Origin of the sequence: Bacillus sp. G1(2015b), from assembly GCF_001482475.1 — a bacterium.
Lineage (GTDB): Bacteria > Bacillota > Bacilli > Bacillales > Bacillaceae > Bacillus > Bacillus safensis.
In genome coordinates this window covers 368,943-392,442 of sequence record NZ_LKIC01000026.1, presented here as the reverse complement: position 1 = coordinate 392,442, position 23,500 = coordinate 368,943, and the positions used below count along the sequence as shown (strand labels likewise).

Sequence of the window (23,500 nt, the reverse complement as noted above, 5' to 3'; positions counted from 1 at the left end):
TATGTATTTAATTGAAACATCTTAATCGTAAAATATTCTGTCTTGGAATGGTATAGGACTCGGTCCCTTTTTCTCTTTCATCAAAATCACTAAAATTCTGTCAGATGTCTAGATATTTTCACCTAACAGACCCTTTATCCTCTCGATTTCTCCTCCTTTTGAGGGGTTTTGTATCGGCCATCAGTTCTTATCGGGACATAAATGTTTAAGTTTTCCTTCGGTGCGTCTTAAGTCGCAATTTGTCACATTCTGTTCAAACCTCTTTGACCACACAAAAAAATGCCCCATTTCTGAGGCACCTTTGCTTTATTTTTTAGCCATATACGTGTTGAGAAAACGATCGGCTGATTCGATTTGAATTCCTTTATAATAATGTTTCACGATGGCATCTACTTTTTTTCCAGCCTGCGCCATATAATGCGCACCATATTGACTCATGCCTACACCATGACCATATCCTTTTGTTGTAATGACAATCTGCTGGCCCTGGCGTTCCCATGTGAAGTCCGCTGAATGAAGGCCTAGTGATTCTCGAATGTCTCGTCCTGACAGTGTTTTACCGTTGATCACGGCTTTCGCTACTTGGTTTCCTGGTGTCCGTTCTACTATCTGTCCGACCTGAGCCTGCTGAGTGAGCGTCACACCTAATTTTTGCTGAAATTCACTTACCGAGATGGTTTTCTTGTTTTGAAATTTTGGCGATTTTTCGTCCCATTTACTTGAGACACTTTTCAAATAAGGGATTTCGTTTTTCCAATAGGCTTCGGCATTTTCCGTTTTTCCGTTACTTGTTGAAAAGAATGAAGCATCAATTGGTTTCTCGTCATAAGTCAGCACTTTTCCTTGTGTGCTGGCAACAGCTTCCGTGACTTTTTTTAATTTCCAATTGTACGCTTTTCCCCAAATTTTCTTGAGTTCCTGTTTGTTTTTGTACACCTGGAACATTTGGGTATCATCTACAAGCGAGCCCTTAGGTGATTTGACGGTCTTATCACTGATCATTTGTCTGACGATATACGTTCTTGCTGCGAGCGCCTGTGCCTTGAGTGCTTCCATTTCAAAATCAGCTGGCATTTCAGATGCTACGACACCGATCACATACTCTTCTAAGGGGATGTTTTCTACCTGCTGATGAGCAGAGCGATAGACGGGGATAGCGACGGGTGATTGCTTCAATTTGACTGAACCCTTCACTTCTTTTTTAACTGATGGTTCCGCTGCTACGTGCTGGCTGGCCGCCGGCTTCCCTTGGAATGTCGGCAACACAAGTAATGTTGGAATCATTAAAATGATGATACATATTCCTGCGATTGTCCATATCATTGGTTTCATATTTGGCTGCCCCCATTTGTCATTGAATCTCTTTTATCCTATGGGCAGGGACAAGCTAATATGACAGCTTCTTTCATTTAGTGGACAAGTCTTTTATGGAGCTATGAGGCTGTTCTTCAAATGGATTTTACTGTTCGTCTGTATGAATAAAATTTAAGATGGTTGGATACACTAATGATAAGCTTCGTGAAATGAGGCATTCTATGAATCTAAAAAAAATCAGCATGCCCAATGGACACACTGATTTCTTTATGATTACGCGTTCAGATCTGATACAACTTGTTCTTGTGTCACATCTGCTGATTCATCGTTTACTCTTTCAATATCTGCACCGATTGCTGCAAGCTTTTGGTGGAAGTTCACATAACCACGGTCAATATGCTTCAACTCTGTGACACGTGTATGACCTTCTGCCACTAATCCAGCAAGTACAAGTGCTGCTCCTGCTCTTAAATCAGTCGCTGCCACTTCAGCACCTTGAAGTTGAACCGGCCCATTGATAATGACAGAGCGACCCTCAATTTTAATATCACCATTCATGCGGCGGAATTCTTCAGCATGCATAAAGCGGTTTTCAAACACTGTTTCTGTAATCATGCTTGTTCCGTTCGCACGAAGCAATAGCGCCATCATCTGAGATTGCATATCCGTTGGGAACCCAGGATGCGGCATTGTTTTTAGATCGATTGGCTTGAGCTCAGATGGTCCAATGACTCTTAAACCTTCTTCTTCTTCAATGATCTGAATACCCATTTCTTCCATTTTTGCAACAAGTGATGTCATGTGCTCTGGCACTGCGCCTTTTACAAGAACATTTCCTTCTGTAATGGCTGCTGCCACCATGAAAGTACCTGCTTCAATTCTGTCAGGGATGATGTTGTGTTTTGCACCGTGAAGTGTTTCCACACCTTCGATTTTGATTGTACCAGTACCAGCACCGCGAACCTTACCGCCCATGGCATTGATGTAGTTTGCTAAATCAACAATTTCAGGTTCTTTTGCTACGTTTTCTAAAATGGTTGTTCCTTCTGCTAATGCTGCTGCCATGATGATGTTTTCAGTTGCCCCTACACTTGGGAAATCCAAATAGATTTTTGCACCTTTTAAACGGCCTTTTACTTCAGCCTCGATGAAACCATTACCTACTTGAATTTTAGCTCCCATTGCTTCAAAGCCTTTTAAATGCTGATCAATTGGTCTTGAACCAATTGCACAGCCTCCAGGTAATGCAACTCTTGCATGACCTGTTCTTGCTAAAAGTGGTCCCATGACAAGCACGGATGCTCGCATTTTACGGACATACTCAAACGGAGCCTCAGTTTCTAGTGCATGAGATGCATCAACTGATACTTCGTTATTTTCAAAATGTACTTCTGCTCCTAAATGACGTAACACTTCATTGATTGTATATACATCGGAGAGCGTAGGTACATCACAAATTACGCTTTTTTCTGTACTTGCTAACAAAGATGCAGCGATAACTGGTAAAACGGCATTTTTTGCGCCTTCTACTTTAACTGTGCCGTTTAACTTTTGACCGCCGCGGACGATGATTTTTTCCAAGGTCTTCCCCTCCGCGTCCCAAATTCTCTATATTAATATTCAGTCGTTACGATTGGTGTGCCAACCGTAATCGTATGATTTTCGTTCATTTCCGAACTTCTGATGGCAATTTGAACATTCATTTTATCATTTGAAGTCATAATGAACTGTTCCCACTTCTCTGTGTAAGCGGAAAGCGACACAAAATTAGACTCAACGAGATACTCAACTGGTTTTGCTTGAAATTCATTTGCTAACGTTCCAGCTTTTTTTTGCAAAACAACATCCATCATACCATTTACATGACCATCGAGACAAGTAAAAATTACAATTTTCTCTTGTAATATGCTTTTTGCATGACGTACGAACTGATCATATGTATGCTCCCAGGTATTCAGTGGGCGAGCACCTTTTTGCTCATATAATAAATACGACTTTTGATTTGATTTTGTGTCGGTCTTTACGAGTAAAATTTTCGATTCTGTATCATTTTTTTCATCTTTGTAAATTCCTGTGACTTTGGTGACATGTTGTTCTTTTTTTTCGGTCCACTCATACTGTCGTAGTTCGTCTTTCAAACGTTTCACTTTTTTTGAAAATTGTTCGGATGAAATATCTACATTTGTTTTGGCATGAAGGGTCCATCCATCGACTTCGATTTGCTGGTTTTTCAAACCTTCTGCTATTTGAGCGAGCGGAGAAGATTCTTCCGCACGAACACCTTGAATCATCAGAACAAAAAAAAGAATAAACGCAAATAATGGCCAACCTTTCAAATACTTTCTCACCTGTCATTCCCCCTTGCTACAAGTGTTGCCGCAAGGAGGTCAATGCATACGTGGAAAAGTCAACAAAAGGCCAACCTTTTGACCCTTCATTTTATGTTCCCGCAGAAGGCCGTGACCAAACCTTTTATGTTAGAACATATAAGGAATTTGTCTGGAGAAATTTAAGTAATCAAGGAAGAAATTGCTGACCGCAGATGCGATGGCAATCGTAATGAGCATCATCAGCAGCCTTGCTTGAACGATTTTCCCTTTTTTAATGAGTGGATCAATATTTACAGCAAGCAGTGCCCACCATGTAACCGCGATAAAAAATAGGTGAATCACAATGCCCACGATTGCTTGTTGTCCTACGTCTTCCATACAGTTGAATCCTCCTTTTATTTATTTCTGTAAAGGAAAACTCCCTTTCATTATATCCTCGAAAATCGGAAAGATGAATCATTTGGAAAAAAGAGCTACATTTAGTGTGAATCCCCTCTTATCCTGATGCCAAGGAGATGATATACTGCGTGTGGAAGGAGCTGAACACATTGAAAGATTCTTTTCCTGACTTTGTTGATTTGTACGGAGAATTGGTTCCCTCATTTGATCATGAATGGGAGGCCATTGCTTTCTACTTTGATTATAGACAGACACAGCTAGAAGAATTAGCACAATTGTGTCATTTTCATAACATTTCTTTGGATTACTCTGAGGAAAGCCTGTATCAGTTAGAATCACTATACTTTGATGCATTGACCAAGCAGCTGTTCGCTGAGTGGAAAATGCCAATAGATGCATTAGAAGCGATGATGAGTGTGTATTTAGGAGAGGTTGTCATCCGTCATCATTCAGATGCTGACTGGGTAGTGCGGCCTTATATGGACTCTTCGCACCAATATACGCTTGGCTTACGCAGAAACAATAAAACATGGCATTGCAGTACGCAATTTTGCGAGCAGTTATATTTAGAAAAGCAAGCAACTCATCCTTATGTGTCGATGTATCAATCTCTCATGTCATCCTAAAAAAAATCCTTCTTATCACTGTGATAAGAAGGATTTTCTGTTTTATTTCCCTGCTACATTTAAACGGTTTAACGCCCGTTTTAATGCGAGTTCCGCCCGGCGTACATCACTTTCATTCGGGTGGTTCAAATGCTCTTCAGCACGCTGTTTCGCTGATTTAGCGCGATCAACATCAACTTTGTCTGATGTTTCAGCGGCCTGAGCAAGAATCGTTACTTGTTCAGGGCGGACTTCAACAAATCCGCCACTTACTGCAACCAATTCAGTTGATCCACTATGTTTTAAGCGAACTGCACCGATTTTTAGCGGAGCAACCATTGGAACGTGGCCAGCTAAAATACCAAGCTCACCGCTTTCTGCTCTTACACTGACCATTTCCACATCCGCTTGATACACTGGGCCGTCGGGAGTAACGATATTGACTTGAACGGTCTTCATGCTTTTACCCTCCTAAGGACCAGATTAGGCCTCTACACCCATCTCTTTGGCTTTTTCAACCACTTCTTCAATGCGTCCAACTAAACGGAATGCATCTTCTGGAAGGTGATCGTATTTACCAGATAAGATTTCCTTGAAGCCTTTAACAGTTTCTTTCAATGGCACATAAGAACCCTTTTGGCCAGTGAACTGCTCTGCTACGTGGAAGTTTTGAGATAGGAAGAATTGAACACGACGCGCTCTGTGTACCACAAGCTTATCGTCCTCAGATAATTCATCCATACCTAAAATGGCAATAATATCTTGCAGCTCTTTATAACGCTGCAATGTTTGCTGTACTTCACGTGCAATCGCATAATGCTCTTCGCCAACGATCTCAGGTGCAAGTGCACGAGATGTTGAAGCAAGAGGATCAACCGCTGGGTAAATACCCATTTCAGTCAGCTTACGCTCAAGGTTTGTCGTTGCATCAAGGTGAGCGAACGTAGTTGCTGGAGCTGGATCTGTATAGTCATCCGCAGGTACATAGATCGCTTGAATCGATGTAACCGATCCTACGTTTGTAGATGTGATACGCTCTTGCAGCTGACCCATTTCTGTTGCAAGTGTCGGCTGATAACCTACCGCTGAAGGCATACGTCCAAGAAGGGCTGAAACTTCAGAACCTGCTTGTGTAAAACGATAGATGTTATCGATGAAGAACAATACGTCTTGACCTTGTTCATCACGGAAATGCTCTGCCATTGTCAAACCAGTTAGGGCAACGCGCATACGTGCACCCGGCGGCTCGTTCATTTGGCCGAAGACCATGGCTGTTTTTTCGATAACGCCAGAATCTTTCATTTCGTAGTAAAGGTCGTTTCCTTCACGTGTACGCTCTCCAACACCAGCGAATACAGAAATACCGCCGTGTTCTTGTGCGATGTTGTTGATCAATTCTTGAATCAGAACGGTTTTACCTACACCGGCTCCACCGAATAGACCGATCTTTCCACCTTTGATGTAAGGAGCAAGCAGGTCAACAACTTTGATACCTGTTTCAAGAATTTCAACTTCTGTAGAAAGTTGATCAAAAGAAGGCGCTTGTCTGTGGATTGGATCTCTTTGAGCTTCCACACCAAGTGGCTCATCTAAGTCAATGTTATCTCCCAGTACGTTGAATACACGTCCAAGTGTTACGTTACCAACTGGTACTGAAATTGGTTTTCCAAGGTCTACAGCTTCCATACCGCGCTTCACACCGTCTGTTGATGCCATCGCGATGGTTCTCACTGTATCATCACCTAAATGTAGTGCTACTTCTAAAGTTAAGTCGATATCAACTTCACTTTCGCTTTCCGCTTTATGCGAAACTTTGATCGCATTATAAATCTCAGGCAAGTGACCGTCTTCAAAACGAACGTCTACGACTGGTCCCATGATCTGACTGATGCGTCCTGTTTTCATTGCATTCCCTCCTGACAATTATTTCTATTCTAAGGCAGCTGCTCCGCCGACAATTTCTGTAATCTCTTGTGTAATCGCTGCTTGACGAGCACGGTTGTAAGAGAGTGTCAGGCTGTCGATCAATTCTTTCGCGTTGTCTGTTGCACTCTTCATTGCTGTCATTCTTGCAGCATGTTCACTTGCTTTGCTGTCAAGAAGCGCACCGAAAATCAAACTCTCTGCATATTGAGGAAGGAGAACTTCAAGAATTTCTTCTTCAGAAGGCTCAAACTCATAAGATGCGGAACGTTTATTTGGTGTCGCTGCGGCCGAAAGGTCCGTTAGCGGCAATAATTTCTTCTCTGTTACTTCTTGTGAAATCGCACTGACAAAGTGGTTGTAGAACATGTAAAGTTCGTCAAACGCTTCATCAGAGAACATTTGAACTGTGCTACTTGCTAATTCTTTAATATCAGCAAACGCTACTTCGTCTCCAAGCCCTGTTACTTCAGAAATAACTGGAATACCACGCTTTTTGAAGAAGTCGCGTCCGATTTTACCAATGACAATCACCGCATATTCATCAGCGGATTGATGACGAGATTGAATGGTTTGGTAAGCGGCACGCAAAATCGAGCTGTTAAAAGGTCCTGCAAGCCCTCGATCAGATGTTATGACGAGATACCCTGTTTTCTTGACAGGTCTTGAAAGAAGCATTGGGTGCTTAGCACTTGTTCCAGTTGCGATTGCAGCAACCACTTCCTGGATTTTCTCCATGTAAGGAACAAAAGACTTCGCATTGTTTTCAGCACGATTCAGTTTCGCAGCTGATACCATTTGCATCGCTTTTGTGATCTGACTCGATTTTTTCGTTGACGTGATCCTTGACTTTATATCGCGTAATGAGGCCAAAGATTTCACCACCTTTTTTCAGGAATCCGTGTTCATTTACGTGAAAAGAGAGAAAAAGAGAATCTTTTTCTCTCGGAAAGATTACTAATTAGTTGCTTGGTGCAAACGTACGTTTAAAGCCTTCGATTGCTGTCTTCCACTCTTCATCAGCAGGCATATTTCCTGTTTGAGAGATTGTGTCAAACAAGCCTTTATGGTTTTCTTCAATGTACATGAATAACTCAGCTTCAAAACGTTTAACATCAGCAATGGCAACATCGTCTAAGTATCCTCTTGTTAGTGCGTAAAGAATCGCTACTTGTTTTTCAACTTTAAGCGGTTTGTTCAAGTCTTGTTTTAAGACTTCAACAGTTCTTGCACCACGGTTTAATTTCGCTTGAGTCGCTTGGTCTAGATCAGATCCAAACTGAGCGAACGCTTCAAGCTCACGATAAGAAGCAAGATCCAGACGAAGTGTACCTGCTACCTTTTTCATCGCTTTGATTTGTGCAGAACCACCTACACGAGATACAGACAATCCTGCGTTTACCGCTGGACGTACGCCTGAGAAGAAGAGGTCAGATTGTAAGAAAATCTGTCCATCTGTGATGGAAATAACGTTTGTTGGGATATATGCAGAAATATCGCCAGCTTGCGTTTCTACGAAAGGCAATGCTGTGATAGAACCGCCACCCTTTTCGTCACTAAGCTTCGCTGCACGTTCTAATAAACGAGAGTGAAGATAGAAAACATCACCAGGGAATGCCTCACGACCTGGAGGACGACGAAGCAATAATGAAAGCTCACGGTAAGCTGCCGCTTGTTTAGAAAGGTCATCATAGACAACAAGTACGTGCTTGCCGTTATACATGAATTCCTCACCCATCGTTACACCTGCATAAGGAGCAAGGTAAAGAAGTGGAGCTGGCTGTGATGCAGAAGCTGTGACAACGATTGTGTAGTCAAGCGCACCATGCTTACGAAGTGTTTCAACAACACCACGAACCGTTGATTCTTTTTGTCCGATGGCTACATAAATACAGATCATGTCTTGATCTTTTTGGTTTAGAATCGTATCGATTGCAACAGATGTTTTACCTGTTTGACGGTCACCAATGATCAATTCACGCTGTCCGCGGCCGATTGGAATCAAGGCATCAATTGCTTTAATTCCTGTTTGAAGCGGCTCATGTACAGATTTACGATCCATAACACCAGGTGCTTCACTTTCGATTGGACGTGTTTTGCTTGTTAAGATTGGACCTAGTCCATCAACAGGCTGACCAAGCGGGTTCACAATACGTCCGATTAACTCTTCACCTACTGGAACCTCCATGATACGACCTGTACGTTTTACGTCGTCACCTTCGCGGATATCTTTGTAAGGTCCTAAAATAACGATACCTACGTTAGACTCCTCAAGGTTTTGAGCCATACCCATTACACCGTTAGAGAACTCAACCAGCTCTCCTGCCATAATGTTGTCAAGGCCATGTACACGCGCGATACCGTCCCCTACTTGAATGACTGTACCGACATCTTTTACTTCAATTTCTGATTGATAGTTTTGGATTTGCTGCTTTATCAGCGCGCTAATCTCTTCAGCTTTGATACTCACTAAGGTTTCACCCCTTCTAACGATTTTCGCCTGCAAGCTGACGTTCAATGCGGGAAAGCTTTCCGCTGACACTGCCGTCATAAATGCGGTTTCCGATACGGATTTTCACTCCGCCTATTAGATCCTTGTCAATCACATTTTCAACACGCAGTGATGTGACTCCGGCTTTTTTGGCAAATACTTCAGATAAAGATTGGATTTCAGCACCGCTCAGCGGTTTCACTGAATACACGACCGCATCGTCTATTTGTTTCGTACGGTTTGCAAGTTTCACAAACTCAGACGTCATTTCAGAGAAAATATTCGTGCGTCCGCGGTCAATCAGTAAATACATTGTGTGCAATACATAAGTAGAAACACCTTTGAAAGCTTCAGCAATCAACTGTTTCTTTTTGTCTGCCGTAATCTTTGGATGAACAAGGAAGTCATTGAGTTCTTGGTCAGCCTTTAGAACTTTTTTGATCTCATTCAGCTCTTTTTCAGTTTCGTCTACTGCCGAAGAAGCAAGAACGATGTCAAAAAGAGCAGAAGCGTAACGCTTAGAGACAATAGTTACGCTCATCGGCTTTCGCCTGCCTCTTTAAGGTACTCTTGAATCAATTTCTCTTGTGCCTGCTCATCAAGTTCTTTTTCAATCACTTTAGATGCAATCAGCACAGATAGTGATGCAACCTGCTCACGCAGTGCAGCCACAGCTTGTTCTTTTTCTTTCACGATTTCAGTTCTAGCAGACTCTTTCAAGCGCTCTGATTCTTGACGTGCTGCTTGAATGATCTCTTCTTTTTGTTTTTCACCAATCTTTTTCGCATTTTCGATGAGTGTATGTGATTCTTCGCGTGCTTCTTTCAATAAGACACGTTGTTCTTCAAGAAGCTTTTCAGCTTGAACGTGCTTTTCTTCAGCACTTGAAATTTCATTTCCTATATAATCTTCACGCTGCTTCATAATACCTAATAAAGGTTTAAGCGCAAATTTCTTTAAAAGTGCAAGCAAAATGAGCATAGCGATAAGCTGGAATAACATATCACCGGCGTTGAAGCTTAAGCCCCCTGCTCCTAAAACCACTGGTAACTGAGACATTTAGTACGGCAACTCCCTTCTTTAAATAATATGTTAAGAAACAAAACATAAAGGAATGGCGAAGTTTCGAACTAATCTGATCTTCGCCATTAAAATTCATATTAGAACGCTTCTCACATATTAACCAAAGAATGCCAAGAATGCGATAACGACAGCGATAATTGGAAGTGCCTCAACTAAAGCGACCCCGATGAACATAAGTGTTCTTAGTTCTCTACCAGCTTCTGGCTGACGAGCGATTCCTTCAACTGTTTTAGATACGATTAGACCGTTACCAATACCTGCTCCTAGTGCTCCTAAACCGATTGCAATTGCTGCTGCTATTAAATTCATTAAAAAGCTCCTCCTTTAAAATAACGTCCTTTTTGGACTCTCAATTTTTTAGTGTTCGTCGCTGACTTTATGGGAAATGTACACCATTGTCAGCATGGTGAAGATAAATGCCTGGATTGTTCCGACAAACAAACTGAATGCCTGCCATACAATCATCGGCACGATGGCACCTAATGTACCAACGATACCAAGCGCAATGTTTTGCGTGTAGAAATTGGTCGCAAGTCCTGCAAGTAACCCAAGAAGAATCTCTCCAGCGAAAATATTTCCGTAAAGACGCAAACCAAGTGTTAGCGTGTTTGCAAATTCTTCAATGATTTTCAGCGGCACTAAATATGGGATTGGCTTGAAGAAGTCTTTCGTATATTCCTTGACTCCTTTTGCCTTGACACCGTAGAAGTGTGTAAGTCCCATGACCATAATTGCTAGTGTCATTGTGATTGCAGGATCAGCAGTTGGTGATTTCCACCACAAGTTGTGATCGACCGTAATCGAGAATGGCAGTCCAAGCATGTTTGAAACAAATATGTACATGAGTAATGTAACGCCAAGCGCTAGAAATGGGGCTCCTGTTTTCATGTCCATCGAACTACCTATGATATTTCGAACAAAATCAACGATCCATTCCATGAAGTTCTGCGCCTTAGTCGGACGAATAGACAGAACACGAGTAGTCAGCACCGCTATGAGAAGAACGATGATACTAGCAATCGTAATCATGAGAACATTGGATAAGTTGAACGTTAACCCTAAAAATTCTGTAGTTTTTGAACTGTGACCCAAAGAGTATTCACCTCTCTTCCATAGTAGAACGTTTAAGTTGAATGAAGGAATCTATCATAATGACAGGATATATTGTCATTAATCCTATAACAACACCTGCCAGATGAACTTCATTAGGGTAACGCCAAGCAATCGCTACTGCGAGAATCGCGTTGGCCCACCTGGCTGTACTTCCCATTGAACGAATGGATTTTCCTTTTTTAACCGCTCGATCAAAAGCGTGCATTCTCCGTATAAGTAGGAATAAATTAAAGAAAGCAAAAATTGTGCCGATAATGAAACCAAGAAACAGTGGTTTAAAACCAGGCATGGCATAGCCAAACACAAAAATTGCCAATAGATAGAACATGTATTTACTCTGTCTGCGGAAAATCGCGTTTGGATCGTTCATTCATCTGACTCCCGATGAAAAATATTGTAAAAAAGGTGATAAATGGTGATGAAAACTGCGTAGAAGACGCTTATGATAAGCCGTCCTATTCGAAAAAAATCAATCACCCATCGGTCTAATTGCACAATCAGACTTGAAATCTTTAGATCTATGGGATGCTGCTTCATTCGTTGATACAAACCCTGATTATTAAAGGGTTCACAATGAGGATTAGTAGAGTGCTATAGGCTATGAAAACCTTACCATAATACCCTCGTTTAGCATACAATAGCGTCTATGATGTGTCAATCGGTTGAAAGTTAAAAAACTTTTCTATAGTGATAGAGCACACAAAATGTTCACAATTTCATCAAACTTTAGGAGAGATGTGACATTCATTGAAAAAAACAGCCAATGTTCAGTATACAATGATTTTTCTATGAACGGTATCAACCGTTTGTCATATATATCAAAAAAGCCCACATGCACGTTTTGCATGTGGGCTTTTATTAAGACTTTCTTATTTCGTTCCATACATACGGTCACCAGCATCACCAAGACCTGGAATGATGTAACCTTTTTCGTTTAGTTTCTCATCTAATGCTGCAATGTAGATATCAACATCTGGATGATGCTTTTGCATTTCTTCTACACCTTCAGGGGCAGCAATCAGACACATGAAGCGAATGTTTTTCGCACCGCGTTTTTTCAAGCTGTTTAACGCTTCGACTGCTGAGCCGCCAGTTGCAAGCATTGGATCTACTACGATAAATTCACGCTCTTCCACATCAGATGGAAGCTTCACATAATATTCAACAGGCTTTAATGTTTTCGGATCGCGGTATAAACCAACATGTCCCACTTTAGCAGCTGGAATGAGTTTCAAAATCCCGTCTACCATTCCAAGACCTGCTCTTAAAATTGGCACAACACCGAGTTTTTTACCTGAGATCACGTTTGATTTCGCTACTTGTACAGGTGTTTCTACATCTACCTCTTCAAGCGGTAAATCTCTTGTGATTTCAAATGCCATTAATGTTGCGACTTCATCCACTAGCTCTCTAAATTCTTTAGTTCCTGTATGAACGTCACGAATATATGTAAGTTTGTGCTGAATAAGCGGGTGATCAAATACATAAACCTTTGCCATAGCTTGCTACAACTCCTTTTCTGTCATCTTCCGGTGAACTTTGCACACTTCCTACAATTCTACATAAAAAGACATCATCTTTCAATATGATTCGCAAATCCTACAAAAAAAACCCACATGCCAAAAATAGGCAAATGGGTCTGTTTTTTAATAATCTAATTCGTTATATAGAGGGAAACGAGCCGTAAGATCAGATACACGCTTTTTCGCCTCTTCTAATTTCGCTTCATCTTCATGATGTTTTAGCGCAAGTGCAATAATGGAACCGACTTCTTTCATCGCTTCTTGATCGAAACCGCGGCTTGTTACTGCAGCTGTCCCTACACGTACACCACTTGTGACAAATGGTTTCTCTGGATCATAAGGAATTGCATTTTTGTTCACTGTAATACCGATTTCATCAAGAACGTTTTCTGCAATTTTTCCTGTGATGCCAAGAGAACGCAAGTCAATGAGAACAAGATGGTTATCTGTTCCGCCAGATACAAGCTGAATATCTTCAGATAAAAGAGTTTCAGCTAGTTGTTTTGCATTATCAATGACGTTTTGTGCATATGTTTTGAAATCTCCGTTCAATACTTCACCGAAAGAAACAGCTTTTGCAGAGATGACATGCATGAGTGGTCCACCTTGAATACCAGGGAAGATCGATTTGTCGATCTTTTTACCAAACTCTTCACGGCAAAGAATCATTCCGCCGCGAGGTCCGCGTAATGTTTTGTGAGTTGTTGTTGTCACAAAATCTGCGTAAGGAACTGGATTTGGATGAAGACCTGCTGCAACAAGACCAGCAATGTGAGCCATGTCGACCATAAAGTAAGCACCGACTTCATCAGCAATCTCACGGAACTTTTTGAAATCAATTTGACGTGGGTATGCACTTGCACCCGCAACGATTAGTTTCGGCTTATGTTCACGTGCTTTTTCAAGTACATCTTGATAGTCGATATGCTGAGTTTCTTTATCTACACCATATTCTACAAAGTTGTACTGTACACCACTAAAGTTTACAGGGCTTCCGTGTGTTAAATGTCCGCCATGTGATAAGTTCATGCCCAGCACTGTATCGCCATGCTCAAGAATAGTAAAGTAAACAGCCATGTTCGCTTGAGCACCTGAGTGAGGTTGTACGTTCACATACTCAGCGCCAAAAATTTCTTTTGCGCGGTCACGTGCGATATCTTCCACAACGTCTACATGTTCACAGCCGCCATAGTAGCGTTTACCAGGATAACCCTCAGCGTATTTATTTGTTAATACAGAGCCCTGTGCTTCCATGACTGCTTCGCTTACGAAGTTTTCTGATGCAATTAATTCGATTTTGTCCTGCTGGCGTTTCCGCTCTAGTTGAATTGCTTTGAATACTTGTGCGTCTTGCTCAGGTAAATGTTTCATCAGCGAAATCCTCTCCAATCTATTTCCATTCGATGTTTTCACCATCTCATTGTACACGGTTTTTGAGTAAAATGTAAAAGTTTTTTTTGGAAAATCGACTTCTTTTTTATGAAAACCCGAATATTCAAGTGGTAAAGCGTCTTCATCATTCAACATTATATTAGAAATATATCGAAGCTATGATCTTGTATAAACCGCTCTTTCTCCGCCAATCAGCTTCGGACGTGTTTTCGCAAAAGTCACATGTGCATGTCCTAATTGATGACGGCTGAGACGGACAGGTACAGCGACTCTCTTTAAATGCATCCCAATTAACGTATCGCCGATATCAATTCCAGCATGCGCCTCAATGGATTCGACCAATACAGGATGTTCCATTTGCTGATACGCGTGAGCCGCCATCGAACCACCCGCTTTACGGACAGGTACTGCAGCTACAATCTCCAAGTTAAAACGGAAAGCCACTTCTTCTTCAACGACTAGGGCACGATTTAGATGCTCACAGCATTGAAAGGCGAGCTCAATGCCGGTCTCTTGTCTTAACTGATCCAATTCTTGATAGATGAACGCAGCAATTTGCTCACTCCCTGCAGTACCAATATGCTCACCAGCCACTTCTGACGTACTGCAGCCAATGACTAAAATTTGCCCGGCACGCAATTCAACTGTTTGATGAAACTCTTTTAACATTTCAAGCCAATCTTGACCAATGTTCATGTTAAGCGCTCCTTATAGGTGCTTTTCTTCGTAATCAGCAATTTTGCCAATCCGCACAGCATGGCGTCCTGCTGTAAACTCTGTTGTCAGCCAAATATGCGCAATCTCACGTGCTAATCCTGGTCCAATTACTCGCTCTCCCATTGCAAGAACGTTCGTATCATTATGTTCTCTAGTTGCTCTTGCACTAAATGTATCATGTGCTAATGCACAGCGAATTCCTTTTACTTTATTTGCCGAGATGCTCATGCCGATGCCTGTCCCGCAAATTAAAATGCCGCGGTCGACTTCTCCGTTTGCCACCATATTGGCTACAGGGAATGCATAATCTGGGTAATCTACAGAACCTGATCCGCATTCACAACCCATATCAATGTATTCAATCTTCAATTCATCCATCAGTTGTTTGATTTCTTCACGAATATTCGTTCCGCCGTGATCGGATGCAATGGCTACTTTCATCGGGCAATTCCTCCTAAGGGTGAGTTGATCTGTTATATCTTACATTCATTCTTTATTTACAGTTATATTTTAACCTCTGCCTAGTGATTTGCAAACAAAAGCAGAAAAACCGTTGACGCAACGGTTTTACAGGTTATCTATGATGATGATCTTTTTTCAATTTCTCAGCGAGCTGATACAGTAAGGCTTCAAGTTCATCACGAGTTTCCTGATAAACAGAAAGACTTCCGCCAAACGGGTCGGAAACATCGCCTTCTGTTCCTGTCGCAAATTCCTTTAAAGTGAAGACCTTGCCTATTGCATGCGCATACTGCTCAGTAATCAACTGTTTATGCTGCATAGTCATCGTGAAGACGTAATGAGCTTCGCGCAGAAGCTCCTCTGTCAATTTTGATGATGAGTGATTCAGTGGAATGCTTTTCTCAAATAATGCTTCGATCGCTTGAGGAGAAGCCTTCCCTTCATCGGAGGCAAAAATGCCCGCTGATTTTACAGTGACCTCTAAACCTTTTTCATCTGCAATGGAAGCAAAAAGGGCTTGAGCCATTGGACTTCTGCATGTATTTCCCGTACAAACAAATAAGATTTTCATCTTTCGCCCTCCTTTTCTTCTATTATATAGCATTTCATTCTACATGTTATGTAAGGAGACTGGCTAGAGCGGAAATAATAATTTGATACCAAAGGCTAGTAAAATAATTCCGCCAAGCGCGCCGCTATATGAACCCACCCATGACCGAACCTGTTTACCGAGTAATAATCCGAGCCATGTGAGGAGCATACTAAAAAAACCAAACAATAATATAGTCATCCACACCTGGGAACCGTAAATTCCGAGGCTTAAACCAACAGAGAAGCTGTCTAGGCTGACACTTGTAGCAAAAAGAACGAGACCAGTCCCAACAGGTGCGATAAAGGGCTTATCTTCTTTGCGGATAGAAGCAACGATCATTTGCAGTCCCAGCACCAAAAGCAGCGCCCCGCCAATATAGGTGGCAAGAAGACCGAGCCATCCGGATAAGAGCTGACCTGTCAGCATACCAAAAAGCGGCATAAACATATGAAATATCCCAATAACAAGTCCAATATAAATGATCTGGCGGAACCTCAGCTGAATCATCCCCATACCAAGTCCAACCGAAAAAGCATCCATTCCAAGTGCAAAAGCCATGATGCTGAGCGTCAGCAATTCGCCAGCTAGTTCGTTCATGTAAATCCCCCTTGGACACACATTCTCCTTTAACCTATGTTTGTCCAAGAAAGGTTAGAACTATTGGAACGAAGGGAGTGTACGCCCTCCTGCGGCTTTTTGCAGACGGTTCATAATGGCAGAACCAACTCCTTGCTCTGGAAAGGCTTCTGAAATAATCAAGTCTACATCCGTTTCATCAAATTGTCTCAGTACACGATAGAGGTTTGCAGCAACCGTTTCAGGTTTTTCTCTCCATCCACAGCTGTACACAACATCTGCCGCAAATAGCGATTTCTTTTCTTCTGTTGTCAGCACTCCGACTTTTAGACCTTCAGCTTTGTATTTCTGAATGTGCCGCTGCATGTCTTCATCACTTCCATGAAAGATATACATCTGGGCTTCAGGTGCATAGTGTGTGTATTTCATACCTGGCGATACTGGCGCCTCGTCCTTTTTTGTCAGCCCCGGATCCACACTCACCGTCCCCACGACCTCTTCTAATGCTTCTTTTGTAATTCCGCCCGGTCTTAAAATCACTGGGGTCTCACCGACACAGGATACAACCGTTGACTCAACGCCAATTCCAGTTGAACCGCCATCCACAATTCCAGCGATTCTTCCTTCGAGGTCACTCGCTACATGGTCAGCTTGTGTTGGTGAAGGTTTCCCTGAACGGTTCGCACTTGGTGCAGCAATTGGCAGACCAGCTGCTCGGATGAGCTCAAGCGCAATGGGATGGTCAGGCATTCTCACACCTACTGTGGATAAACCTGCCGTAACCTGCTTGGATAAAGTGCCCGGCTTACACGGAAGAACGATGGTTAAGGCGCCCGGCCAAAAGGCATCCATCAGTGCCTTCGCTTTTTCGCTTTCTATTTGTGCAAATTCGTGAAGCTGCTGAACTTCCGCAATGTGAACAATCAACGGATTATCACTCGGACGCCCTTTCGCTTCATAAATTTTCATCACGGCTTCTGTCTCTTTCGCATTTGCCCCGAGTCCGTAAACGGTCTCTGTCGGGAAAGCAACCACTTCATTTTGCTGCAGCAGATCGGCCGCCTGTTTAATTTGTGGATAGTATGTGGATAAATCCTTTTCTAAATCCACAGACCACCTTTTTGTATTTAACATCCTACAAACTCCTTTTAAAAAAGATAAAACTGTTGATATATCTCAATTATCCTTTTGAAAGTATAAAAGATGATGATCAATAAAACAAGCGTTGTCCACAATTTGTGGATAACGCTTGTTTTGTAGTGGATAAGTATGTGTATAAGTCCATCATTTTGTGATTAACTGCCTTTTTTTTGCAGGATCACAGCCTGTTCTTTCCCCAATGTCTCTTTTGCATGTGCAGAGCTCCATATGCTTTCTGGGATTTCCTCTAAAGGCGCAAAGCCCATCAATGCCAAAAAATCATGAGAAGAGGAATGGTTTGCAACGACATAAAAAGTATCCACACCTATTTTTTCTCCCAGCGTTTGAACGCTTTGGAACAAGGAGACAATGTGCCCCTGACCGAGCTTATCTGATATGACAAGCGACCGCAGCAATCCCTCTTGTTCATTGAGCTGTTCAAGACCTAAGCAGCCTGCCAGCTGACCATCCGCATCTTCCATCACGACAAATGTCGTTCGCTCTGCAAGCGTTACTCCGCCTTTTGCTTGTCCCTTTTCAAGAAAAGCATTGATCGACGGGACATCTTCCTCTGTGGCTATTCTTAATTGATAATACATGCTTTCACCTCTTTTTTGATCTCTTACTTCAACTCTATGAGGCAAAAACCGATTTATACCTTTTTTAAGAGAAAAGACTAGAGACCCATTCGAACAAAAAGAACTTCACTTCACCTGTCTCTTCTTCCTCTTCTTTCACCACTTCATTGACAGACTCTTTCGTTTGCTGCGCTGTCACTTGTTTATCCTCATCGCCTTCTGGTGAGGCAATGGCTTCTCCGTTTGAAAAATCGATAAAACAGAGCGGCGGGAATAACACACACCACCAGTTGGCTCCGTCCCCTTCTCCAAGCGTAATTAAAATGGCTTCATATTTCCCAGCAGGATAGACGAAATTTCCATAGAGTTTTGTTGGAAATGAAGCTTTTTGAAAACTGACCGATACAGATTGATCAATATGCTGTTCCTTCAATTTCGCTTTGGCGATACGATTGATTTCTGGCAGCTTTGATCGAATGACTCGTCTTGCTTCTTCAATGGATGTGAGGTCTTTGACCCACTCCGTCATATTCGCATTGACCTCGTCACGAATACTTCTTTTCACATCCTGATCCGCTGAACGATCACTATTTGCTAAAATGCGTAATCGAATCGCTTCATCTGGTATAACAACAGGCTGATTTGCAGAAGCAGCCGCCGTCTCCTCTCTGCCAAGGTTTGCAAAAGCACCGCATAATAATAGAAACATATAAAGACAAATCATCGTTTTACTTTTCAACATTGAGTGTTCCCCCCACTTTTTCTCTTCGCTACAAACATTGTGTCCAGGAAACTCATTTCATAAACAGTCAATATGATTTTTTTAATAGATTATGAGCCAAAACAAAAAAGCCGTTCTCTTTAAGAACGACTTTTGAGTGAGGATTGGTAGTCAGAAGGGTACAGTCTCCCATCCCAATCTCGGCTGATTTTTAAACCAGATTCTGTTTTAATAACAGTCATGGCCCCTTTTTTCTCGATTTCTTTTTTGACTTTTCCTTTGTGATCGATAAATTGGATCACCATTTCATAGTTAAATTCAATTCTGTCATCGCTTTCATCTGAAGGCGTAAACATAATTTTCTTCAGCTTAATTTGACAATCTTGATCCTTCGCCGCTTCTAATATGCTCGGGAACATGCTGTCTTGTGTATATTCTTGATATTCATGTTCGGTTAAATAAACCTTCAGCTTCTCTTTCATATCAGATAGGTCATCCGTTCGATTCACTGTGTATTGTGCTTTTTTATAGCTTTCTCCAAATGCTGCTGCCTCTTTTTTAAAGCTCGGTTTACCACAAGCACTCACAATCAATAGTACACTGACGATGACCAACACCATCGCATACCTTTTGTTCACACCATTCGCTCCTTCAAAACAAATTTATGTAAAAAATCATGATCAGAATGTTCATTCTTCTATATATACGTTTCTCTTTTACCATAAGTTTCATCTTTACATAATAAAATAGTCCGGCTATATTCAGCCGGACTTTCCGTTTTGAATGTGTGCGCAAACAGCTCGATCTTTTCCATTAATATCTTTGACGGTGTAGACATGCGCTTCAGGAAAAGCCTGCACGAGAAGCGCTGTGACATCTTGACCTTGCGTATGTCCAATTTCAAAGACAACAACTGCCTGTTCACTCAGCACGCTGTGAAGATCACGAACAAGACGTTTATAAAACCACAAGCCATCACGTCCGTCCGTCAGCGCATTCACCGGCTCATACTTCGTCACAACCTCAGACAGACTGTCCATTTCTTCCGCCGCAATATAAGGTGGATTGGAAATAAATACATCTACTTTAATACCTTGAGCTATAACCGGTTCAAGTAAATCTCCATGTAAAAAATGAACGTCTGCACCGAGCGCTTGTTGATTCCGCTTTGCTACCGCAAGTGCTTCTTGTGAGATATCAGTCGCTGTGACAGATAGTGATTTTTTTTCAAGAGCGAGCGTAATCGCAATGGCGCCGCTTCCTGTGCCAACGTCAACTGCTTTGAGCGGCTGATCGGGCGGGAAAACGTCACCTACCAAATTGAGCGCCGCCAACACAACTTCTTCCGTTTCAGGACGAGGAATAAGAACATGCTTATTCACCTCGAAAGGACGTCCGTAAAAGAATTCAACACCCGTTAAATGCTGAACAGGAACACCCGCCTTATGCTGCGTCACAAATTTGCTGAACAGTTGATCTTGCTCCTCAGGCAGCGCATCATGAAATCGTGCAAGAAGCTCACTTCTGCTCCAGCCGAGCACATGCATCAACAGGAGTTCTGCTGCATTTTGGTCTCTGCCAGCTTCCGTTAACAAAGAAGAAGCCCATTTAAGGGCTTCGAAGATTGTTCGCTCTTTATTTTGCATCTTGAAGCTTTCTTGCTTGGTCTTCCATAATTAGTGCATCAATGACCTCGTCAAGTTTTCCTTCTAAAATTTGATCAAGCTTTTGAATCGTCAATCCGATGCGGTGGTCTGTTACACGGTTTTGCGGGAAGTTGTACGTACGGATACGCTCTGAACGATCCCCTGTTCCAACCGCAGATTTACGCGTTTGATCGTATTCAGCCTGTGCTTCGCGCTGGAATTTATCATAAATTCTCGCACGCAGTACTTTCATGGCTTTTTCTTTGTTTTTAATTTGTGATTTCTCATCCTGACAGGATACAACAACACCTGTTGGAAGGTGAGTTAATCGAACAGCAGACATGGTTGTATTGACACTTTGTCCGCCAGGTCCGCTAGATGTAAAAGTATCGACACGGATGTCTTTTTCATGGATATCAATTTCAACTTCCTCAGCCTCAGGTAATACAGCGACTGTCGCAGTTGATGTATGAATCCGTCCGCCTGATTCCGTTTCTGGAACACGCTGCACGCGGTGTGCGCCATTCTCAAACTTTAGTTTGGAGTATGCGCCTTTCCCGCTGATCATAAAGATGATCTCTTTATAACCGCCTGTGCCAGTGACACTTGCTTCCATGACTTCTGTTTTCCAGCCTTGCATTTCAGCATAACGGCTGTACATGCGGTAAAGGTTTCCTGCAAAAAGAGCAGCTTCTTCTCCACCCGCTGCACCACGAACCTCCACAATAACGTTTTTATTGTCATTCGGATCTTTCGGGATCAGCAAGATTTTCAGCTCGTCTTCTAAACGTTCCGTTTCCTCAGTGAGCTCTGAAATTTCTTCTTTGACCATGTCGCGCATCTCAGCATCCAGCTTCTCTTCGAGCATTGCTTTCGCATCATTCAGCTGGTCGTATGCCGCACGATATTGTCTATATACCTCAACAGTTTCTTGAATATCGGATTGTTCTTTCGAATATTCACGAAGCTTCGTAGTGTCGTTCACCACTTCAGGGTCACTTAAATATTCATTTAGTTTTTCATAACGTTCTTCAATTGATTTTAAACGGTCTAACATGGTCTTCACCTCTGTTTTGTGCGTAACAGTCTAATTATAGTATAGCGGGGTATGACAGTCAAAAAAATTTCCAAAACAATTGATTTTCTGCAATTTTTCGCTAGAAAACACGATCTTTGGCGATTGGTTACTTGTTTTGTCTAACGTGAAGGAACAGGTCCTCCTTAAAGAGAATGGTACTTGTAATTGAAAAAAGGGAGGGCATTTGGTTTGAATACAAATGAGGTTGCAAAGGAAATTGGTGTTTCTTCAAAGACGATTCAGCGTTGGGTCAAACAACTCAACATCCCTGTCGCCCGGAATGAACTTGGACATTATGAATTTCATGAAGATATTGTACAGCTGCTCAAAGAGGTCAAACACCAGATGAGTGAAGGTGTGATCCTCCAAGACATTCAACTGCCAATCCATAAGGAAACCGTTCGTCAATCAGCACCTGCTGTCGAAGCTGATGTCTCTATACAGCGGATTGAAGCATTAGAAAAACAAGTGAAAGCGCTCATTCAGCAGCAATTACACGTCACCGATGTAGAAGACCGCCTGCAAGAACTTGAACGGAAATTGGCTAAAAAAGCAGATGAAGGTGTATCGTATCAGCTGCTTCAGCACCGCAGAGAAATTGAAGATTTATCCACAAAATTTGACCGCCTCGCCGCAACCTTGAAACAACCGTCACAAGCAGAAGAAAAAAAGGAAATCGCACCCCCTGACCTCAAAAAAAAGCGTGTACTATTCCCTCTGTTTCATTCATTTCGCTAAGAAAGGCTGCCTCAATAGGCAGCCTTTCTACTATATTATACGGATATATTATACGGTAAGAGCAATAATGATCGGTAATGTGATAAGTGACATGATGGCACTGATGACAAATGCGGATGCAGTTTCCGCCTCTTGTTTTTCAAATCGTGTTGCGATCATTGCTGCAACAGCTGAACCTGGGAAGGCTACAAGTAATACAGCTTTTGTAATTTCATCGGCCGAAAGACCCATAAGAACCGCAATAAGATACATAAGTATTGGTTGTACAGCTACTTTTAGCAATGCAATACTGAAGGCTGGCAAGCTTAATTTAATTTTGCGGATACCAACAGTGACACCGACTGCGAATAGCGCAACCCCTGATGTAACGCTGCCAATTTCCTCTAACATTTCGTGTCCAATTGCAGGAAGTTTAAATCCTAAAAGAACAAGAATGATACTGGCTAACGGTGCAAGTGCAAGCGGCTCTGATAAACCGTGCAAAATTGCTTTTGTCGTCATTTTCAGGAAGCTTTCGCCGTCTTTGGTTTTCCCTTTTGTTTTTTCACCGACAGTTGATACAATAATTGCAATTGGATCAAGCATTGCATTTACAACTATTCCGGTAATCGCAATCGGAATTGCAACTTCTTGAGCCCCAAATAAACTGCCCAAGACCGGAATCCCCATAAATGCAAAGGTCGGTTGTGCTGAGTTTAATGAGAAAACAGATGAGTCTGTTAAATCATATTTAAAAGCAAATTTCGTAACTAAAAGGATAATGATATAAAAACCAACGATTCCGAAAATCAATGCAACGAAAAATGGAATTTGACTATAGAATTTATCTTTTGGTGTTGACAGAATACTGGCGATAAAGTGCGCTGGTAAAGCATACTTTGTTACAAGTGTACTTACACCTTTTGCAGATTTAGCGTCATAGCTGCCGAAGTGTCCTGCGAACCAACCCAGCGCGATAACGAAAAAAATCGGTGCTAGGAGGATCAAAATATTTAAAAAGTCCATCTTACTATTCCTCCTTAAATCCTTTACATGTTTCTTATTTATTGCGGCATTGCTTAGATTACCCGAAGCAATGC

Annotated in this window: 28 protein-coding genes; 2 read left to right on the top strand and 26 right to left on the bottom strand. The window is 42.0% G+C overall.

Annotated features, from left to right (window positions below):
- Positions 1–306 precede the first annotated feature (306 nt).
- The 4 genes from spoIID to AMR95_RS13530 all read right to left on the bottom strand — a co-directional run bounded on the left by spoIID (position 307) and on the right by AMR95_RS13530 (position 4,022).
- Positions 307–1,332, bottom strand: coding sequence for a stage II sporulation protein D (gene spoIID / locus AMR95_RS13545; protein WP_041087858.1), 1,026 nt, complete (start codon positions 1,330–1,332; stop codon positions 307–309).
- 255 nt (positions 1,333–1,587) lie between these two features.
- Positions 1,588–2,895, bottom strand: coding sequence for a UDP-N-acetylglucosamine 1-carboxyvinyltransferase (murA, locus tag AMR95_RS13540; protein ID WP_024423722.1), 1,308 nt, complete (start codon positions 2,893–2,895; stop codon positions 1,588–1,590).
- Between the two features lie 32 nt (positions 2,896–2,927).
- Complete coding sequence (locus AMR95_RS13535) at positions 2,928–3,662, bottom strand: YwmB family TATA-box binding protein (RefSeq protein WP_058838559.1); 735 nt, start codon at positions 3,660–3,662, stop codon at positions 2,928–2,930.
- Between the two features lie 129 nt (positions 3,663–3,791).
- Positions 3,792–4,022 carry a DUF1146 family protein gene (locus AMR95_RS13530; RefSeq protein WP_024423724.1) on the bottom strand — a complete coding sequence of 77 codons (231 nt, stop codon included), beginning with the start codon at positions 4,020–4,022 and terminating at the stop codon, positions 3,792–3,794.
- Between the two features lie 170 nt (positions 4,023–4,192).
- On the opposite strand from AMR95_RS13530, the gene AMR95_RS13525 reads away from it, so the two are divergent.
- The gene (locus AMR95_RS13525) at positions 4,193–4,669 is read left to right on the top strand and encodes a hypothetical protein (RefSeq protein ID WP_058838604.1); all 477 of its coding nucleotides are present in this window, start codon (positions 4,193–4,195) and stop codon (positions 4,667–4,669) included.
- Positions 4,670–4,711: 42 nt separating this feature from the next.
- On the opposite strand, the gene AMR95_RS13520 is transcribed toward AMR95_RS13525, so the two are convergent.
- From AMR95_RS13520 to prfA, 21 genes are all read right to left on the bottom strand, one after another.
- On the bottom strand, positions 4,712–5,107 hold the full coding sequence (locus AMR95_RS13520; RefSeq protein ID WP_003214592.1) for a F0F1 ATP synthase subunit epsilon: 396 nt from the start codon (positions 5,105–5,107) through the stop codon (positions 4,712–4,714).
- Positions 5,108–5,131: 24 nt separating this feature from the next.
- Complete coding sequence (gene atpD / locus AMR95_RS13515; RefSeq protein ID WP_008354929.1) at positions 5,132–6,553, bottom strand: F0F1 ATP synthase subunit beta; 1,422 nt, start codon at positions 6,551–6,553, stop codon at positions 5,132–5,134.
- A 24-nt stretch (positions 6,554–6,577) separates the two neighbouring features.
- The gene (locus AMR95_RS13510) at positions 6,578–7,444 is read right to left on the bottom strand and encodes a F0F1 ATP synthase subunit gamma (protein ID WP_024423727.1); all 867 of its coding nucleotides are present in this window, start codon (positions 7,442–7,444) and stop codon (positions 6,578–6,580) included.
- Between the two features lie 88 nt (positions 7,445–7,532).
- Positions 7,533–9,041 carry a F0F1 ATP synthase subunit alpha gene (atpA, locus tag AMR95_RS13505; RefSeq protein WP_039182105.1) on the bottom strand — a complete coding sequence of 503 codons (1,509 nt, stop codon included), beginning with the start codon at positions 9,039–9,041 and terminating at the stop codon, positions 7,533–7,535.
- Positions 9,042–9,057: 16 nt separating this feature from the next.
- Positions 9,058–9,603: a F0F1 ATP synthase subunit delta gene (locus AMR95_RS13500; protein ID WP_024426340.1), complete on the bottom strand. Its 546-nt coding sequence runs from the start codon at positions 9,601–9,603 to the stop codon at positions 9,058–9,060.
- The gene (gene atpF, locus AMR95_RS13495; RefSeq protein WP_034281220.1) at positions 9,600–10,121 is read right to left on the bottom strand and encodes a F0F1 ATP synthase subunit B; all 522 of its coding nucleotides are present in this window, start codon (positions 10,119–10,121) and stop codon (positions 9,600–9,602) included. Before atpF ends, AMR95_RS13500 begins: the two co-directional genes overlap by 4 nt.
- Before the next feature lie 120 nt (positions 10,122–10,241).
- Positions 10,242–10,454, bottom strand: a complete 213-nt coding sequence (gene atpE, locus AMR95_RS13490; RefSeq protein WP_003214968.1) for a F0F1 ATP synthase subunit C — start codon at positions 10,452–10,454, stop codon at positions 10,242–10,244.
- A gap of 48 nt (positions 10,455–10,502) precedes the next feature.
- Positions 10,503–11,237 carry a F0F1 ATP synthase subunit A gene (gene atpB / locus AMR95_RS13485; protein WP_024423730.1) on the bottom strand — a complete coding sequence of 245 codons (735 nt, stop codon included), beginning with the start codon at positions 11,235–11,237 and terminating at the stop codon, positions 10,503–10,505.
- Positions 11,238–11,244: 7 nt separating this feature from the next.
- Complete coding sequence (locus AMR95_RS13480; protein WP_024423731.1) at positions 11,245–11,628, bottom strand: ATP synthase subunit I; 384 nt, start codon at positions 11,626–11,628, stop codon at positions 11,245–11,247.
- 499 nt (positions 11,629–12,127) lie between these two features.
- Positions 12,128–12,757: a uracil phosphoribosyltransferase gene (gene upp, locus AMR95_RS13470; protein ID WP_003214553.1), complete on the bottom strand. Its 630-nt coding sequence runs from the start codon at positions 12,755–12,757 to the stop codon at positions 12,128–12,130.
- 147 nt (positions 12,758–12,904) lie between these two features.
- Entirely contained in the window at positions 12,905–14,152 is a 1,248-nt protein-coding gene (gene glyA, locus AMR95_RS13465; protein ID WP_034281450.1) for a serine hydroxymethyltransferase, read from the bottom strand.
- Positions 14,153–14,329: 177 nt separating this feature from the next.
- On the bottom strand, positions 14,330–14,869 hold the full coding sequence (locus AMR95_RS13460; protein ID WP_058838557.1) for a TIGR01440 family protein: 540 nt from the start codon (positions 14,867–14,869) through the stop codon (positions 14,330–14,332).
- Positions 14,870–14,881: 12 nt separating this feature from the next.
- Positions 14,882–15,331 (bottom strand): ribose 5-phosphate isomerase B, encoded by a 450-nt coding sequence (rpiB, locus tag AMR95_RS13455; protein ID WP_058838556.1) that lies wholly within the window; start codon positions 15,329–15,331, stop codon positions 14,882–14,884.
- Between the two features lie 133 nt (positions 15,332–15,464).
- Positions 15,465–15,923: a low molecular weight protein arginine phosphatase gene (locus AMR95_RS13450; protein ID WP_058838555.1), complete on the bottom strand. Its 459-nt coding sequence runs from the start codon at positions 15,921–15,923 to the stop codon at positions 15,465–15,467.
- A gap of 63 nt (positions 15,924–15,986) precedes the next feature.
- Positions 15,987–16,541: a manganese efflux pump MntP gene (locus tag AMR95_RS13445; RefSeq protein ID WP_039182117.1), complete on the bottom strand. Its 555-nt coding sequence runs from the start codon at positions 16,539–16,541 to the stop codon at positions 15,987–15,989.
- Positions 16,542–16,601: 60 nt separating this feature from the next.
- Positions 16,602–17,654 (bottom strand): L-threonylcarbamoyladenylate synthase, encoded by a 1,053-nt coding sequence (locus tag AMR95_RS13440; protein ID WP_058838554.1) that lies wholly within the window; start codon positions 17,652–17,654, stop codon positions 16,602–16,604.
- A 161-nt stretch (positions 17,655–17,815) separates the two neighbouring features.
- Positions 17,816–18,259, bottom strand: a complete 444-nt coding sequence (locus tag AMR95_RS13435) for a GNAT family N-acetyltransferase (protein WP_058838553.1) — start codon at positions 18,257–18,259, stop codon at positions 17,816–17,818.
- Positions 18,260–18,323: 64 nt separating this feature from the next.
- The gene (gene spoIIR / locus AMR95_RS13430; protein ID WP_231746893.1) at positions 18,324–18,977 is read right to left on the bottom strand and encodes a stage II sporulation protein R; all 654 of its coding nucleotides are present in this window, start codon (positions 18,975–18,977) and stop codon (positions 18,324–18,326) included.
- A gap of 122 nt (positions 18,978–19,099) precedes the next feature.
- Complete coding sequence (locus tag AMR95_RS13425) at positions 19,100–19,579, bottom strand: hypothetical protein (protein WP_058838603.1); 480 nt, start codon at positions 19,577–19,579, stop codon at positions 19,100–19,102.
- Between the two features lie 141 nt (positions 19,580–19,720).
- Positions 19,721–20,605: a peptide chain release factor N(5)-glutamine methyltransferase gene (gene prmC, locus AMR95_RS13420; RefSeq protein WP_058838551.1), complete on the bottom strand. Its 885-nt coding sequence runs from the start codon at positions 20,603–20,605 to the stop codon at positions 19,721–19,723.
- A complete protein-coding gene (prfA, locus tag AMR95_RS13415; protein WP_039182133.1) occupies positions 20,595–21,662 on the bottom strand; it encodes a peptide chain release factor 1 in 1,068 nt (355 codons plus the stop codon). Before prfA ends, prmC begins: the two co-directional genes overlap by 11 nt.
- 210 nt (positions 21,663–21,872) lie before the next feature.
- On the opposite strand from prfA, the gene racA reads away from it, so the two are divergent.
- Positions 21,873–22,421 carry a chromosome-anchoring protein RacA gene (gene racA, locus AMR95_RS13410; protein WP_058838550.1) on the top strand — a complete coding sequence of 183 codons (549 nt, stop codon included), beginning with the start codon at positions 21,873–21,875 and terminating at the stop codon, positions 22,419–22,421.
- Between the two features lie 48 nt (positions 22,422–22,469).
- Here the strand turns inward: racA and AMR95_RS13405 are convergent, their stop codons facing one another.
- Positions 22,470–23,426, bottom strand: coding sequence for an AEC family transporter (locus AMR95_RS13405; protein ID WP_039182138.1), 957 nt, complete (start codon positions 23,424–23,426; stop codon positions 22,470–22,472).
- Between the last annotated feature and the right edge of the window lie 74 nt (positions 23,427–23,500).